Below are 14,845 nucleotides of genomic sequence, written 5' to 3' on the forward strand. Positions count from 1 at the left end.
GGCGAAGGCTGGCCGTGCCGTGCTCATGATGTTGCCGCTCGGCTTGCTCCAGGGCAGCACCCACGTATCCCAGGCGCCGGACTCATTCCTCGATGCCAGGCAAGTAGTGGCGGGAGTCTGGCAAGACGGCGCAGGAGACCACGAAGCGGATTCAAGCTACAACGCTGACGTCATCATGGGATTGCTCGATCGTACCGATTTCAACGGAGTTATCACGCTCAGGAGAGTCGCGCGAGAAGATGCGATGAACTCGCTGGAGAGTCAGCAGGTCCACATTGCCGGCACGCTGGGCATAACTTCGTTAAGAGAACGGCGAGTCGACTTTGTCGGACCGCTCGCGTCCTCGCGACTGGGTGTGTTGGTTCGTAGCGATAATAAACGTATAGAAAAAATATCGGACCTTTCCCGGCGGACCGTATGCATGATTGCTGGTTCGACGTCGGTCGACGATTTGACGAAGGTCGAAGAGGGGGCGCGGATAGTCCTGGAAAAGGATTTCGGCGACTGCCGCACCGGCCTATTGGCGGGTAGAGTGGCCGCGATCGTCGGAGACCGGTTGACGCTCGCCGGCATGCAACTGGCAGATCGGCAGGATACCAAACTTGTCGACGGGATCAGGTTCGGCCCTCGCACCTCCACGGGGTTCGCGATAGCCAAAGGAAATCACGACACCTGCCAACGCCTCCGAACAGCCTTGCGCAACTATGTCGGCAGCAACGATTGGCGGAAGCACTTCAGCGAACGCCTCCCCTTAACCCGGGACTTCCTCGAGGCACAACCCACCTTGGAAGAGATTAACGAAATGTCTTGCCGAGGAAGCACGGCAGGCTGAGCCTGAATCCGCCGATCAATATCGGGTGACGATGGTGCGGTAATGCAGAGGTGTCCTCTGAACTGGGAAGCTCACCTAGGCAAACCCCGTCTACCTAACGCGCTACAACGCCCCTCTCGCCGACGTCACCCCGACCGCAGAAACCCTCTCCTTCGAGGAAGGCGAAGGCACCTGCGACGCCAGCTGGAGCTTCACCTGACACACCGTCCACATCAGCCGGCAACCAACCGAAAACCGGGTCCATGGAGGCCAACGTGCAGACACTCTACGGAAATCGCGATGGGTTGGACACAAGTCAGCGAGTGGACCTTCCTGACCGGAACCGGCCTCCAGAGTCGTTGTTCGCCTGTCACCAGCTGGGCTATCCACCCACCGCTACCTCGAACACGGCCAACCGCTCTGATCAAGTGGCGGAATGCCTGGGAGAACGGCGGCCGGGTGATGTGTGCGTAGAGATCGCGTAGTGCAGCCGGAGGCTTATTCCACTATTACTTCGAAAGCATTGCGCTTGGGTGGACCGACGCGAATGACCGCGGTGTTGCCGGCGGTGGCTATCAGAGTCAGAGAGAAGGCGCCGTTGACGTTGCTCGGCATGTCCAGTTTCGGTTGGCCGAAGCTGACATCCCCGGACAACATCGCGTATGTGATTGTGTTGCTGCCGATCTCCTTGATGGTCAGATCGCCGACACCTGCCCTGCGCGTGACGCGGGCGTTGAAATCTATGGTGTCGCCGACTCCGACCGCTACCTCGCACCTGGCGTCCGCGCAGGCGGAGAGGCTCTTGCCGTTCTTCGCCTTCGGCAGCGTAGGGGTCGGGCGCGGGGAGGCGGGACGCGTGGTCGCCGGAAGCGGGCTGGAGGCGGGAGCGGCCTTGTCTGGTTCATCGTCGGCGCAGCCCGCGAGCAGGAGCGCGAACGTGGGGATGGTCAGAGGCCAAGCGGTGTGCCGCCGCGTTCTTCGCATGTCTTCTCCCGCTTTGGGCGATGTCGGCCATACGCTAGCGGCGTCCGGCGGGGAGGGGTCCCAGGGCGGGAGCGCTACGCTGCCGCCGCCGAGATCACAGTGGACGGTCGGCTGGTGCGACGAAGAGACTCGCGGCACTCGCGGCAGAGGATCCTGTGCGGGTCGGCCCTATCGGCTGCTGGCCGCGCTGGTAGCGGCGGAATGAGTCACGTCTATTTGGGGCGGTCGCCCCGGGGGACGGGCTGTGGCGGTCAAGGTTGTGCGGCCCGAGTTATCCGAGGACGAGGCGTTCCTGGTGCGGTTCCGGCGCGAAGTCGCGGCGGCGCGGAGGGTTGGCGGGGTGTTCACCTCGCCGGTGCTCGACGCTGACACGGACGGCGACATGCCATGGCCGGCCACCGCTTACATCGCTGGGCCATCGTTGGGCGAGGCGGTGCGCGTGCATGGTCCACTGAAGGGACCCGTCGTGTGCGCCCCGCCACGCACATCGTGACCGCAGGTGACCGTTTCGCCGCGTCCTACATCGCCCTGATCGTCGCATTCCAGCTCTCCTGCCCACCCTCAACGCTGACCCAGAGCCGGGGGAAAAGTGGCCGCTCCCGTGCCCGGCCGGCCAAGGCTTGCCGCAGGTCAGGCGCTGGGTTGGGCTGAGCGACACCGTCCAGCTCTAGGCGACTCGACATGTCCAGTTCGAAGCGGCCAGCGCACGCCGTAGGGGATGCGAGCACAGAACAGGTTCCCTTGGTCCGGGGGCGGGCACTGGTGGAGGGGAATCGCCATCCGGGGCGGTCGCCGTGTGTCGAGGAGAGTGCATGCTGGACGGGCTGGCCGCTTTCGCGGCGGCATCGCTTCTGGTCTCGATGGCACCCGGTCCGACCACCGTGGTGATCATGCGCCAGTCGGTGCGCTTTGGTCGGCCCGCGGGGACCGCGGCCGTACTTGGCAATGAAACCGGGTGGCTGCTGTGGTCGGTGACCGCCGCCCTTGGCCTTTCGGCGGTGCTGCTGGCGTCGCGGCTGGCGTATGACGTGATGCGCATCGCCGGTGCCGTCGTGCTGGTGTGCCTCGGCGCCAGGATGTTGTGGCGGGCTCGCCGCGGCACGGTCGTACGATCTGGCGACGATGTGGCAGTGCAACCGGGGCCATCGTGGTGGCGGAGCTATCGGCTCGGCTTGATGACGAACCTGGCGAACCCGAAGGCCGCTGTGTTCGCGGTGTCGTTCCTACCGCAGTTCGTGCCTGCGGGCGCCTCGGTGCCGGCGACACTGCTGCTCTTGGCGCTCGCCTCGACGCTGATCGATCTGGGATGGTACATCGCGATCGTGTCCTTGATCACGAGGGCCAAACGATTCTTGCAGCGGCCTGCGATACGGCGCCGCCTGGAATACCTTTCGGGCACCGTGCTGATCGGTCTGGCGCTGCGTCTGGCCACCGAAGCGCGATAGGCGCCGACGCGCACCCCATGCCCCCACTGACACCAATTCAGCGTGAGCCACTGACAACATCTCGGCGCTCAATATCGCATGGGCACTGGCGAGGCGCGCCGGCTCGGCGTCGGGCGTGACGAAAGCGCGCTCGAACGTCCCATCTTCCGGACGAGACGGCGTCGATCGGACGAGCGAACTCGACAGAGAATCCAACGCGGGCCTGATAGACCGGGGGCGCGTCGCGGACAGCGGCAGATGCGTCGCCGTAGCCTGCATGTTCGTGTGCGGTGCGCGCATCGCCCGGAGTACGCGATCAACCAGATCGCCGGGTGACGGCGCGGCCGCCCGGGCCTGCACGATCCGGAGTGGCGTTCCCCTGCGGGGTCACGGCAGGGCGCGCTGGAGCATCAGCGTGTCCAGCCACCGGCCGTGCTTGTGCCCGACGGCCGACAGCCGTCCCGCGTCGACGAACCCGCAGGACTTGTGCAGCGCGCTGGAGGTGGGATCGCCGGTCTCCACGATCACCGCGATGACCTGCCGTATCCCGGCGGCGGCGCAGTCGCGCAGCAGCGCCTCCAGCAACGTCCGGCCCATCCCGCGGCCGACCGCCTCGGGCATCAGGTAGACCGAGTCCTCCACCGTGCGGCGATAGGCCGAACGCGTCCGCCATGGCTTGCAATAGGCAAAGCCCATCACCTTTCCGGTCTGCTCTGCGACCAGGAACGGCAGGCCCCGGGCCTGGACGGCGTCAAGGCGGCGCCACCAGTCATGGGCGTCCGGCGGGTCCTGCTCGAAGGTCACCGTGGTGTTGAGGACGTAGTGGGCGTAGATCCGCGCGATCGCCTCCAGGTCGCGCGGCTGCGCCGGGCGGACGGTCGGGACGTTCTGGTCAGACATGCCACCCACCCGCACGTTTACTATAGAGCAAAGAATTGCTTTATAGTATCGCAGATGGAGTTCGACCTTCAAGCACTCGGGCACCGGATGCAGCAGATGCGCACCGAGCGAGGACTGACGCTGCAGGAGCTGGCCACCCGGTCAACGGTGAGCATCAGCATGCTCTCCGCGGTGGAACGGGCCGCCAAGGCGCCCACCATCATCGTCCTGGCCCGCATAGCCGACGGCCTCGGCGTCCCCCTGGCACACCTTGTGGTCGCTTCCGACCAGGAGCGCCTAGTCGTCCGCAGAAGCACCGAACAGGACGTGACCGACCATCCCGCCGGCTGGCGACGCGCCATCCTGTCGCCCGTCGTACCCGGCGTGAACTTCGAACTGATCCGCACAACACTGCCGCCCGGATGCGACGCCGGCTCCTTCCCCGCCTACGCCGCCGGGTCACACGAATACCTGGCCGTCGAGTCCGGACGGCTTTCAGTCACCGTGGGCGAGGTGCACATAGCCCTGGACGCCGGCGATTCAGTCTATTTCGCCGCTGATGTCGTTCACGGCTACGCCAACCCATCCGCCCAGCACCCCTGCACCTATTACGTGGCCGCGCTCATCATGCGTCCTCGCTAGGTTCTCGCTGAACATCACGAACATGGGGGCAGTGCTGGAGGAGAAGCGGCCGGTCCCGGGGCGGCACGCGCACGCCTGCTGAATGGTTGCGCAGCCGGGTCGATTGGGCGGTGGGTGTCCATGTCGATCAGCACGGTGCGGTGGACGTGGCCGCGCCGGGTGGCGAAGTCGTCGACGCCCAGTACGCGGACCTTTCCGACCGGCGGGTCTGAAGCACCTGGACCAGGCGGATCAGCGTGGACCTGCTCGCACGCAGCCCGATCAGGCCCGCCGCCCGTGCGCCCACCCGGCCCGCCAAGGCCAGGCCGACTCGTTCCAGCAGCCGGTGCAGCAACGCCGTGCGGCGGCCGTGCCGGTCTGGTCAGTACTGGAACTTGCTCGGCGAACGTGCGCCGTTCGCACGCGGTGCTATCGCAGAAGAACCGGCTCACTTCCAAGACGATCACCACCGGTCTGCCATCCGCCGTGAGGTCGTGCGGCCGTCGACGGTAGCGGCTATGGCGCCGGGCGGCCGGGGGTCCCGCACTGGTGGCACTCCGCGCTTGTGGTCCGGGTCCGCGCGGCGACCACGACACCGTCCTCGGTCTCGGTGACGCCATCGACCTGCACATCCTTCAGGTGCGGGAAGAGCAGATCGACGCAGCAGGGGTTCTCGCCTGTGCGGGCATGCAGCACAACGACCTCGCGGCCGCTCGTAGGGATCAGTTCCGGGGATGAAAGATCCTGACGATGCGCCGCACCCATGTGCGCAGAGTTACTCAACCGCGACTCGGTCCGTTTCACCAGCCACGGACCACGCTCCGTGACCGCTTCACGCAATGTGAGCCAGATCCGCTAGACACGGACGAAACCACCGGCCTGGGCCTGGACGGCTTCCAACGCCATCCCGGCCTTCCGCAGACGGGTCAGGCACGTGTGCCGCAGTTGATGACACGTCTACTGCGGCAGTCCGGTTCGCTTGCGTCGGGCACTGCGCAAGTGGTGCGCGCCAGGACTTCAGTAGCCTCGTCATCGGCGGGGCGGTCGGTGTTGTCGGTGCCGCGATCAGGGCCGATCAGGGCTGATCAGTCGCGTTCGGTGTCCTTGTCGAGGCGGTGCTGGAGTTGGGTGTTGATGCGCTGGGCTTCGGCGAGTTGGTCTTCCAGGATGATGATGCGGCATGCCGCGTCCAGGGCGGTGCCCTGGTCGACCAGGTCGCGGGCGCGTTGGGCCAGGCGCAGTTGGTAGCGGGAGTAGCGGCGGTGCCCGCCGGATGAGCGTTGCGGGACGAACAGTTTGGGGGCGTCCAGGCTGCGCAGGAACCCCGGGGTGACGCCGAGGATCTCGGCGGCGCGGCCCATGCTGTAGGCCGGGTAGTCCTCGTCGTCGAGCTTGTCGTCCAGCCTGCTGTCGAGCCCGGTGTCGGGGTCGTCCTGCGCCGGTTCGGGCTGCGTGGGGTGCGGGTCGCGGTGGGCTTGGTGGGTGCCGGGCCTAGCCGGCTGAGGTGTGGTCACAAAAACTTCCGTACTGCCGTCTGCGTGCTTGCGGTTGCGGCAGGGGTCCGGGCATGCCGGGGCCCCGGCGCCGAAAGGCGGCGCCGGGGCCATGAGGTACAACACCATCTATCCGGCGCTGCGGCCGGTTGTCGTCCGCGCCTGCCGCCTGGGGCGGGGGCGCGGGGATCGCGGATGCGTGACCGTAGACCACCGTCCAATCTGTGGAGCTGCGGTACCCGCGCGGCGTGACTGGAGCCTGCGACGGGCGATCCCGATGGTGCCGAATCCCTCCTTCCGTGTTCTCCCTACCTGCGTTCTTTTCTTCACTTGCCTTCTTGCTGGCGGCCTGTCGGCCGCCGGGCGCGCGGCCGACTGCCGGGGTCCCTTGCCTTGCGTTGACCCCGGCACGCCCGGCCTGCGCCATCCATCTGTCCGGGCAGTTCGTCATCTGCCGCGTCTCATGGACTTGTTCCTCTTCGATGACAGGAACACTACCCCAAGCGGCCGCGAATATCTACCTCGATCACCATAGGTTTTCGGAGATCGGCTGATGCGGTTCTCTATGCGGGGGTGCGGGCGCGCTCCGACCTGGGCTTCGGGCCCGCGCGGCGAGTGGTTTCAGCGGGTGAGGTGCGTGATCGCGCGGTCCAGGGTGGCGGTGACGTGGATGGCCTGGTCCAGGGCGGTGCGGTGCAGGATCCGTCGGCACATGCCCGGCGGCCGGGCGATGACCATGTCCCCGTCGTGGGCCCGGACCTCCTTCCAGATCAGCACCAGTGCACTCAGCCCGGAGGCGTCGCAGAAGCTCACCCGGTCCAGGTCCAGCACCAGCCGGGGCGGCGTGGCCGGCAGCGCCGCCGAGAGCACCCGTTCGCGCAGCAGATCAGCGGTGAACAGATCGATCTGCCCATCGACGTGCACCACCAGCACACGGCCGCCCGCGCAGGACTCGGTGCGCGCGCTCAACCGCTCACCGGGAGTGGACGGCGGCCGATCGCCGGCATGGTCGGTCACGCCGATCACCTCCGTCCGGGTACCAGCCGGTACCCAGTCGCGCCTGCGGAAAACACGGTGGGCCAGTGACCGAAGCTGCAGTCGCCTTGCCCGAGCGATGGACATGGCCGTCTGGGGACTGCGTCCAAGAAGGGGGCGCGGCATTCGGCTTGTGGGGAGCTCGCTGAGGGGCGGGCCGCCAGCCCTGTTCCTGGTCACCGGGCGTGCTCGGGGAACAACCGTTCCAGCGGCCAGGGAGCTTCCGCGACTCCCCGGGCTCGACGCGTTCATGTGGGAACGCGCCGGGGCCGCCGGCGGGGGCTGGTGCTGCTGCGGGCCGCGGTCGGCGATCTGCTAGAAGAACTAGGGCGCAACGCCGAGTGCGCGTCCGGGGAGACGCTCCCTGTTTGCCGGGTGTGATCAGCGGGTGGGAGCTCTCCGCGGCGGGTGATCAGGTTTATGGTGCGTGCATGGGTGATCTTCCCGTTCCGTCACCGGGCAGGAAGGCGACCGAATGCCTCGACGGCCGCCGTCCCACTCCGTCCTGAAACGCACGCCGCAGGAGCGCGGGGCACTGCCCGGAGATCGTCCTCGGCCCCGAACACCGCTGCGCCGCGTTGGCCAGACTGCTCCCGCCGACGTGACGCACGAGCCGCCGCTCTTCTCCATGGTCCCTGACGCCCGCGCCGCTGCCGGAGTACTCGCCGCCATCGGCGAACGACCCGGACCTGGCACCGGTACCCGCCCTCGACGTCACCGTGACGGCGGGCTGATGTCCAACTTGGGGGCTGCGGGGAGTAGCTTCCCGTGCCAGCTCCAGGCAGGGCATCCACCATGATCACGCACGAGTCCAGTGATAGAAGCAGTGATAGAAGATCTTGGATCATGGTCAATGGGGGGATGACCTGGGGAAACTTGGGAGCGGGCGACGGGAATCGAACCCGCGTAGCCAGTTTGGAAGACTGGGGCTCTACCATTGAGCTACGCCCGCGAGCGGATGAGGGCCTGCGGCCCTCGATCGCCATCCCGTAGCGTACAGGGTCCCCGGGGCGGACGTGTCATGCCGGGTTGCGCGGAGCGGGGCTGATCGGGACTAGACTTCTCGCGTCATCGTGTACGGCGGTGGCGTGCGGGCTGTAGCGCAGTTTGGTAGCGCACTGGCTTTGGGTGCCAGGGGTCGTGGGTTCAAATCCCGCCAGCCCGACGCAGGTCAGCGGCCCTGTCCCGGTGCATCGGGAGAGGGTCTTTCGCGTGATTGGGGGGACGTTCGGGAAGACGAAAGTCTCCGACGTCTCCCTGGGGTGATCGACGCTCCACAGCAGGCGGCCGAGGCCACCCAGCCAGCACAATCGTACTCGCCGGGCGGGTGTGGCTCGCTGATTTGACCACCCGAACATGTCCGGCGTGCTGGGCGATGCGTGGTGCCGAGCACCCGCTGTCCGAGCCGGGCATGCAAGGTCGCCTGCAATGCCAGTGCTCCCGCGTACCGAAGGTGAAGACGGGGCCGACCTCGGGTTCAACCTAGACGAGCCCGACGACCTGGTCCGGAGGAGCGCCTCGCCGAGCTCCAGCGTCGGCTGTGGCAATTGGACGGAGTTGAGGACGTGGTCCTCACCCCTCCGGTCGCACGGCGAGGGAAGCGGCAGCCGGACTTCGAGCCGCCTTGGGTATTGGCGAAGGCCCGTGCAGGCCACCGGACGCTTGAGGATGGTTGGAATCGTTCTAACGCCCTGTTCGCGAGCGCTTGACCTCACGAGGACGACCATTGTGAACAACACGGTGGTTCTCGGGAGCAATCATGAACAAACTCGCCCATGCATCAGGTGCTGCCACTGCGTGCGTGGTTCTTGCCCTGTCCGGGTGCGGAACCGAGAAGGAGGGATCACGGACGGCCGACCAATCAACACCAGAGCGCACGGCGACATGCGGGCCAGGCCAAGCGCCGTCCACGGATCATTGCCTCCCACCACCGGCGCCGAGCCTTCCGACGCTGGGCGTAGGGAGAACCCTGGGGGTGGACGTCACCGACGCGGCAGGCGCGCTAGCGCGAGAAGAGTTCACGCTGACAGCGCTGAAGACCACCGAGAGTCTCTATGACGAGACCTTCGAGCAGGACCTGCCCGCCCAAGGAAAGTACGTGTGCGCCGAGTTCAAGATCAAGAACGTCGGCTCTTCCGAGGGCGACACAACGACGACCGGAAAGTGGGTCGGAGCGGACGGCAAGGTGCAGGATCTGGGCCTCATCGTCGGCATCAGTTGCAGCAGTCTCGGCATGACCGACTCCCTCCACAGTCCCAGCAACCCCAAACCGGGACAGTACGTGATGACCAGCGTGCTCTACGACGTACCGACTCAGCAGCCGGGAGCGATCGTCGTCCACGACGGGAGCAACTCTCAACTCTTCCGGATCAACTACGCCCCCGAATCAGCCCAGGTGAAGATCACTGAGTAAGACCCCACGAGCTGGTGGCTCCGCGCTAAGTCTGCCACCCCATGGCGTGGTAACTGGCCGAGGAACGCAAGCCCCGGGTGATGCGGATGGAAGCGGACGGGTCAGGCCTCCCAGGCCAGGCTTGCACTACGAGATCTGCAGCCCTGGCCATGCTTCCGCAGGGGGAGTCGCACCCTGTCTAACCCTCCGCCTACTTGCCCCCGGCCCTGCACCAACCAAGCCGATCATCGAGACGAAGGCGGGAATGAGGCCCGTCCGGCCGGTGTCGGGCGTGGACGGTGACAAGGATGCCGCCTGCGTGTCCCTGCGCGCGGAGGCGGATGAGGCCGCCGCGGTGCCGTTGCGGGTCAGGCTCGAGATGGAGGTGCGCGACACACGCCTCGAACGTCAGGCGGGTCTCGGCGGGGAATGGGCCGCTGACCGGCCGACGGAGGTCGCCGTCCTCATGGGCGAACCCACACCATGAGCCGCAGCCGGCGGGGGGCTGGCGGGCAAGCTAATCCAGCGCGCGCAGCAGCGCGACGGCGCGCTCCATCCCGCGACCGCCCCGGGCGTCGGGGCGGTGGCCAGTGGTCGGACGCGGTGCCAGCCGGTGATCTTGGGGAGATGCCGGGGCGATGAACTAGGTCGCTTGCGCTGCTGTGGGGGGCGTTGTAGGCACGGCGTATGTCGTCTGACCTGGTGAGAGCGGTGTAATCCCAGGTCGGCTGGGTGGTGAGAGTGGCTTTGGGTGCCAGGGGTCGTGGGTTCAAATCCCGCCAGCCCGACCGGGACATCGGGCCGGCGGGATCTCGTCAGCTGAGGATGCCGGTGGCCAGGAGGGCGCGGGCGTCTGCGGCTGCGGTGCGGATCGCCGCTGGCAGGTTCTCGGGGTGGCGGCCGCCCGCGTTCGCGATGGGGCCCTTGCCGCCCGCGCCGCCGCCGACCTCGCGTGCGGCGGAGGTCAGGAGGTCGCGGGCCTGGACGCCCGGGCCCGTCGCCGCGACCAGAGCGGCCTTGCCGGACGATTCCGTGCCGAGGACGACGATGCCCCGGGGCCCGCGGCGGGTGAGGATCGTCGTGGCGACGGTGCGGAGGTCCGCGCTGGTCAGGTCAGGGACGATCTGCGCCACCAGCCAGCCACCGGGCAGTGATTCAGCCAGAGACGCGAGGCGTTCCGCGTGCGCGTCCAGTTCGGCCCGGTGCATGGTTTCCAGGGCGCGTTGGGTCTCGGCGAGTGTTTCCAGGCGTTGCCGTAGGCGGGCGGGTGCCTGGTCCGGAGAGACGTGCAGGAGTGCCGCGAGTTCGCGCAGGAGGTCGCGCTGGTGGTCGTAGTGGCGCAGGGCGTCCGCGCCGGTGAGCGCGTCGATTCGGCGCAGGCCGGTGCCGATGGACTGCTCGCCGACGATGTGGACGGGTCCCGCCTGGGAGCCGTGGCCGACGTGGGTGCCGCCGCACAGTTCCCGGGACGCGTCGCCGATGTCCACGATGCGGACGTCGTCGCCGTACTTCTCGCCGAACAGCGCGAACGCTCCCGCCGCCTCCGCCTCGGCGCGGGACGCCTCCCAGACCCGGACGTCGGGATCGTCCAGGAGGTAGTCGTTGACCAGGGTCTGGACGGGTGCGGTGTCGACGGGGGAGAAGTGGGCGAAGTCGAAGCGCAGGCGTCCTGGCTCGACGCGTGAGCCGCGCTGGGCCGCGTGGTCGCCGAGGAGCCGGCGCAGCATCGCGTGCAGGACGTGGGTCGCGCTGTGCGAGCGTGCCGTGGCCGACCGGCGGTCCGCGTTGACGGTCGCCTCCGCCTCGTCGCCGGGACGCACCTCGCCGTCCAGTATGCGGACGGTGTGGACGTGCAACCCGTCCAGGCCCAGTTGGGTGTCGAGGACGTGCAGTGTCGCGCTTGAGGTTTGCAGGGTGCCCGTGTCGCCCACCTGGCCGCCTGACTCCGCGTAGAACGGGGTGCGCGTCAGGATCAGCTCGATCTCCTCGCCCTGACTCGCGCTTCGCACACGTCCGTTGGGGCCGATCAGGGAGAGGATCTTTGTTTCCGCTGTCGTCGCGGAGTAGCCGACGAAGGTGCTGAGGCCGTGTTCCGCGATGAGCTGGCGGTAGGTGTCCTGGCGTGCGACCGCGTCGCCCTTTCGGCCTCGGGCCGCTTGTTGCGCTTGGCGGCGCTGTTCTTCGAGGAGTTCCGCGAATTCGTTCTCGTCGACCGTGAGGCCCGCTGAGCGCGCGGCGTCGATGGTCAGGTCGATCGGGAATCCGTAGGTGTCGTGCAGTTCGAACGCGGTGCGGCCGGGAATGGTGGACGTCGCGCGGCCAATCGCCGATTCGAGGATCTGCGAGCCCTGACGGAGTGTGCGTTCAAAGCTCTCTTCCTCGGCCGTGACGACTTGGCGGATCAGACCGGATTGCTGCGTCAGTTCCGGCCATGTTTCGCCCAGGTTGTCGATGACGCTGGTCGTGAGGGCGGGCAGGACCAGGTCGTCCACGCCGAGTCTGCGCGCGTGGCGGATGGCGCGGCGCATCAGGCGGCGCAGCACGTAGCCTCTGCCGTCGCGCGACGGCAGGACGCCGTCGGCGATGAGGAACGCGATTGAGCGCGAGTGCTCCGCGACGATGCGGATCGACGTGGAATCGTCGCTTCCGTCACGCCCCGGATACGGGCGTCCCGCCATTTCCTGGACGAGCCGGAACGTCGGCGCGAGCAGATCCGTCTCGCATACCGTGTCGACGTCCTGCAGAATCGCCGCGAGACGGTCGAGGCCAAGGCCGGTGTCGATGTTCCTTGCAGGCAGCTCGCCGAGAATGGGGTATCCGCCCTTACCAGACCCTTCGCCGCGGAGGTTCTGCATGAAGACGAGATTCCATAGTTCCTGGTAACGCTCGCCGTCCACGGCCGGTCCGCCTTCACGTCCGAAGGACGGGCCCCGGTCGTAGTGGAGTTCGGAGGACGGTCCGCACGGGCCGGGCACGCCCATCGACCAATAGTTGTCCTCCATGCCGAGGCGCTGGATCCGTTCCGAGGGCACGCCGACGCGGCGCCATAGCCGTTCTGCCTCGTCATCGTCCAGGTACACGGTGACCCAGATGCGTTCCGGGTCGAGATTGTAATGGCGGACGAAAAGATCCCACGCCCAGGAGATCGCCTCCGCCTTGAAGTAGTCGCCGAAGGAGAAGTTGCCGAGCATTTCGAAGAACGTCGAGTGCCGCGTGGTGCGGCCCACGTTCTCAATGTCGGACGTCCGCGCGCACTTCTGCACGGACATCAGCCGGGAGTGTTCCGGTGTCGTCTCGCCGAGGAAGTACGGCTTGAACTGGTTCATGCCCGCGTTCGTCAGCAGGAGCGTGGGATCTGACGGGATGAGCGGGCTGGACGGCACGACGCGATGATCGCGCTTGCGGAAGAAGTCCAGAAAGGTCGAACGAATGTCACTCGAACGCATGGGACGGCCTCACGAGGTCGATGGGATGACGGCGCACACCGCCGAGCCGGGCCGGGCACGACTGCTCGTTCCCCAGCTCGGCGCGGCTAGCTCGCCGTCCCACCTCGTGAAAGTCCATCACCACTACGCTACCTCGTCGCGGCGGGCGGAGGCACACGGATTTAGCGTCGCGCTCGCGTACATCCGCGTCCTACCGTGAATCGCATGTACGCCTATGTGGGGCCTGCCGAGTTGCTCGGCCAGGTGCGTCCCGGCATGGAAGGCAAGCCCATCTGGTCGCCGGCAGACGTGCGGCCCCTGCCGCAGGACGAGCCGTTCACCTATGTCGTCGGTCTCGACGGCACGCTCCGGATCGCTCCGCGCCGCAGCGAGCACGTCGCCTGCGCCGGCGGGCAGAACGTCCTGGCCGCCGGCGAAATCACCTTCGACGGCACGGCCGTTACGGAAGTCAGCAACCAGTCCACCGGCTATTGTCCAGGCGCGGAATCCTGGCCCGCGGTCGCGGACGCCCTCGATCGCGCCGGTCTGGAAAGGCCGGACTGCTTCACCGCCACATTCGTTTTCCGGCACTGCCCCGAATGCGGAGAACTCAACGTCGTCAAGGACGAGCATTACGTCTGCGTCTTCTGCGACGCAGAGCTCGCATCCCCCTGAGCGAGGTCAGGACGTCTTTTTCAGCGCGTCGATCTCAGCTACGCGAGAGTCGTAGTCGGCCCGAGCGGCGTCGATCTCGTCGAGGTGGGATTCGGCCCAGAAAACGAGGGCGTTGGCCGCGTCCATCAGCGTCGCGCCCAGCGGGGTGAGCGAATAGTCGACCCGCGGCGGCATCACCGGATACACGGTCCGGGTGACGATTCCGTCGCGTTCCAGGCCGCGCAGCGTGACGGTGAGCATGCGCTGGCTGATGCCCTCGATCTCGCGCTTCAGTTCGGTGAACCGCTTGGTGCGCTCGCCGAGCAGCGCGATGACCTGCAGCGACCATTTGTCGCCGACCCGCTCGAGGATCTCGCGGGCGCGGCAGCTCGCCGCGTGCGGGTGCAATCCCATGGTTCTCTCCAGGTGACCGAGGCAGAAAAAAGTGCCTTCTTGTGCCGACTCCGAGGGTGTCCGCACCATGGAGGCGGTTCCCACGGTTCCCGATCGGAACCGCCTTACCATTCATAACCCTAGGAGACACGATGACGACCGAGCTTGTCGAGGTCCCCGGCTACATCGCGGGCACCTGGACCGTCGACCCCGTCCACTCCGGCGTCGGCTTCACGATCAGGCATCTGATGGTCAGCAAGGTCCGCGGCCGTTTCGGGACGTTCGAGGGCACCCTCGTGACCGGCGACGACCCCCTCGACTCGACGGTGACCGCGTCCATCGACCTGGCCTCGATCGACACCGGGAACGCGCAGCGCGACGAGCACGTCAGGTCGGCCGACTTCCTGGACGTCGCCGCCCACCCGACCATGACCTACCGCTCCACCGGTCTGCGCCGGGACGGCGACGGTCACGTCCTGGACGGCGAGCTGACCTTGCGCGGGACGACCAGGCCGGTCCCGCTCAAGCTGGAGGTCGAGGGCTTCGGCCCCGACCCGTTCCGGGAGGACGACCCGTTCAAGGGCGCCCGCGCCGGCTTCACCGCGACCGGCGAGATCAACCGGCTGGAGTTCGGCGTGGGCGACCGCGCCACCGTCCCTGGCGGCGCGCTGGGGCTGGGGGAGAAGGTCCAGATCGTCCTGGAGATCCAGGCGGTGCTGCGGACCGGCTGAGCG

General features: G+C 67.3%; 13 protein-coding genes and 2 tRNA genes. 8 read left to right on the forward strand and 7 right to left on the reverse strand.

The annotated features are described in order from the left end of the window. Positions 1 to 832 (forward strand): transporter substrate-binding domain-containing protein (locus E1287_RS20220; RefSeq protein WP_207934333.1); only part of this gene is annotated, 832 nt, incomplete at its 5' end. A gap of 477 nt (positions 833 to 1,309) precedes the next feature. Here the strand turns inward: E1287_RS20220 and E1287_RS20225 are convergent. Further along, positions 1,310 to 1,795: a hypothetical protein gene (locus E1287_RS20225; protein ID WP_131966606.1), complete on the reverse strand. Its 486-nt coding sequence runs from the start codon at positions 1,793 to 1,795 to the stop codon at positions 1,310 to 1,312. Positions 1,796 to 2,607: 812 nt separating this feature from the next. Here E1287_RS20225 and E1287_RS20230 point away from each other — a divergent pair. Next, positions 2,608 to 3,240 (forward strand): LysE family translocator, encoded by a 633-nt coding sequence (locus E1287_RS20230; RefSeq protein ID WP_131966607.1) that lies wholly within the window; start codon positions 2,608 to 2,610, stop codon positions 3,238 to 3,240. A 366-nt stretch (positions 3,241 to 3,606) separates the two neighbouring features. Here the strand turns inward: E1287_RS20230 and E1287_RS20235 are convergent, their stop codons facing one another. Continuing rightward, positions 3,607 to 4,119, reverse strand: coding sequence for a GNAT family N-acetyltransferase (locus E1287_RS20235; protein WP_131966608.1), 513 nt, complete (start codon positions 4,117 to 4,119; stop codon positions 3,607 to 3,609). Positions 4,120 to 4,173: 54 nt separating this feature from the next. Here E1287_RS20235 and E1287_RS20240 point away from each other — a divergent pair, with 54 nt between their 5' ends. After that, on the forward strand, positions 4,174 to 4,740 hold the full coding sequence (locus tag E1287_RS20240) for an XRE family transcriptional regulator (RefSeq protein ID WP_131966609.1): 567 nt from the start codon (positions 4,174 to 4,176) through the stop codon (positions 4,738 to 4,740). Between the two features lie 1,064 nt (positions 4,741 to 5,804). On the opposite strand, the gene E1287_RS20255 is transcribed toward E1287_RS20240, so the two are convergent. From E1287_RS20255 to E1287_RS20265, 3 genes are all read right to left on the reverse strand, one after another. Continuing rightward, the gene (locus tag E1287_RS20255) at positions 5,805 to 6,080 is read right to left on the reverse strand and encodes a MerR family transcriptional regulator (protein ID WP_131966636.1); all 276 of its coding nucleotides are present in this window, start codon (positions 6,078 to 6,080) and stop codon (positions 5,805 to 5,807) included. A 753-nt stretch (positions 6,081 to 6,833) separates the two neighbouring features. Beyond that, positions 6,834 to 7,229: an STAS domain-containing protein gene (locus tag E1287_RS43840; RefSeq protein ID WP_165969103.1), complete on the reverse strand. Its 396-nt coding sequence runs from the start codon at positions 7,227 to 7,229 to the stop codon at positions 6,834 to 6,836. 899 nt (positions 7,230 to 8,128) lie between these two features. Beyond that, a tRNA-Gly gene (locus E1287_RS20265) sits at positions 8,129 to 8,199 on the reverse strand. A gap of 139 nt (positions 8,200 to 8,338) precedes the next feature. On the opposite strand from E1287_RS20265, the gene E1287_RS20270 reads away from it, so the two are divergent. The 3 genes from E1287_RS20270 (at position 8,339) to E1287_RS20280 (ending at position 10,126) form a co-directional block, all read left to right on the forward strand. Continuing rightward, positions 8,339 to 8,412 (forward strand) — tRNA-Pro (locus E1287_RS20270). 810 nt (positions 8,413 to 9,222) lie between these two features. After that, positions 9,223 to 9,660: a hypothetical protein gene (locus tag E1287_RS20275; RefSeq protein ID WP_131966612.1), complete on the forward strand. Its 438-nt coding sequence runs from the start codon at positions 9,223 to 9,225 to the stop codon at positions 9,658 to 9,660. 244 nt (positions 9,661 to 9,904) lie between these two features. Next, complete coding sequence (locus tag E1287_RS20280; protein WP_131966613.1) at positions 9,905 to 10,126, forward strand: hypothetical protein; 222 nt, start codon at positions 9,905 to 9,907, stop codon at positions 10,124 to 10,126. A 328-nt stretch (positions 10,127 to 10,454) separates the two neighbouring features. Here the strand turns inward: E1287_RS20280 and alaS are convergent, their stop codons facing one another. Then, complete coding sequence (gene alaS / locus E1287_RS20285; RefSeq protein ID WP_131966614.1) at positions 10,455 to 13,085, reverse strand: alanine--tRNA ligase; 2,631 nt, start codon at positions 13,083 to 13,085, stop codon at positions 10,455 to 10,457. 204 nt (positions 13,086 to 13,289) lie between these two features. Between alaS and E1287_RS20290 the strand changes: the two genes are divergently transcribed. Continuing rightward, positions 13,290 to 13,739 carry a hypothetical protein gene (locus E1287_RS20290; protein WP_131966615.1) on the forward strand — a complete coding sequence of 150 codons (450 nt, stop codon included), beginning with the start codon at positions 13,290 to 13,292 and terminating at the stop codon, positions 13,737 to 13,739. Positions 13,740 to 13,745: 6 nt separating this feature from the next. Here the strand turns inward: E1287_RS20290 and E1287_RS20295 are convergent, their stop codons facing one another. Further along, a complete protein-coding gene (locus tag E1287_RS20295; RefSeq protein ID WP_131966616.1) occupies positions 13,746 to 14,132 on the reverse strand; it encodes a helix-turn-helix domain-containing protein in 387 nt (128 codons plus the stop codon). Positions 14,133 to 14,263: 131 nt separating this feature from the next. Between E1287_RS20295 and E1287_RS20300 the strand changes: the two genes are divergently transcribed. Then, on the forward strand, positions 14,264 to 14,842 hold the full coding sequence (locus E1287_RS20300; RefSeq protein WP_131966617.1) for a YceI family protein: 579 nt from the start codon (positions 14,264 to 14,266) through the stop codon (positions 14,840 to 14,842). The last annotated feature ends 3 nt before the right edge of the window (positions 14,843 to 14,845 follow it).

Source organism: Actinomadura sp. KC06 (assembly GCF_004348735.1).
GTDB lineage: Bacteria > Actinomycetota > Actinomycetes > Streptosporangiales > Streptosporangiaceae > Spirillospora.

Coding starts and splice junctions, on each gene's coding strand:
- E1287_RS20225 (WP_131966606.1), bottom strand. CDS start 1,795: ATGCGAAGAACGCGGCGGCACACCGCTTGGCCTCTGACCATCCCCACG.
- E1287_RS20230 (WP_131966607.1), top strand. CDS start 2,608: ATGCTGGACGGGCTGGCCGCTTTCGCGGCGGCATCGCTTCTGGTCTCG.
- E1287_RS20235 (WP_131966608.1), bottom strand. CDS start 4,119: ATGTCTGACCAGAACGTCCCGACCGTCCGCCCGGCGCAGCCGCGCGAC.
- E1287_RS20240 (WP_131966609.1), top strand. CDS start 4,174: ATGGAGTTCGACCTTCAAGCACTCGGGCACCGGATGCAGCAGATGCGC.
- E1287_RS20255 (WP_131966636.1), bottom strand. CDS start 6,080: ATGGGCCGCGCCGCCGAGATCCTCGGCGTCACCCCGGGGTTCCTGCGC.
- E1287_RS20280 (WP_131966613.1), top strand. CDS start 9,905: ATGAGGCCCGTCCGGCCGGTGTCGGGCGTGGACGGTGACAAGGATGCC.
- alaS (WP_131966614.1), bottom strand. CDS start 13,085: ATGCGTTCGAGTGACATTCGTTCGACCTTTCTGGACTTCTTCCGCAAG.
- E1287_RS20290 (WP_131966615.1), top strand. CDS start 13,290: ATGTACGCCTATGTGGGGCCTGCCGAGTTGCTCGGCCAGGTGCGTCCC.
- E1287_RS20295 (WP_131966616.1), bottom strand. CDS start 14,132: ATGGGATTGCACCCGCACGCGGCGAGCTGCCGCGCCCGCGAGATCCTC.
- E1287_RS20300 (WP_131966617.1), top strand. CDS start 14,264: ATGACGACCGAGCTTGTCGAGGTCCCCGGCTACATCGCGGGCACCTGG.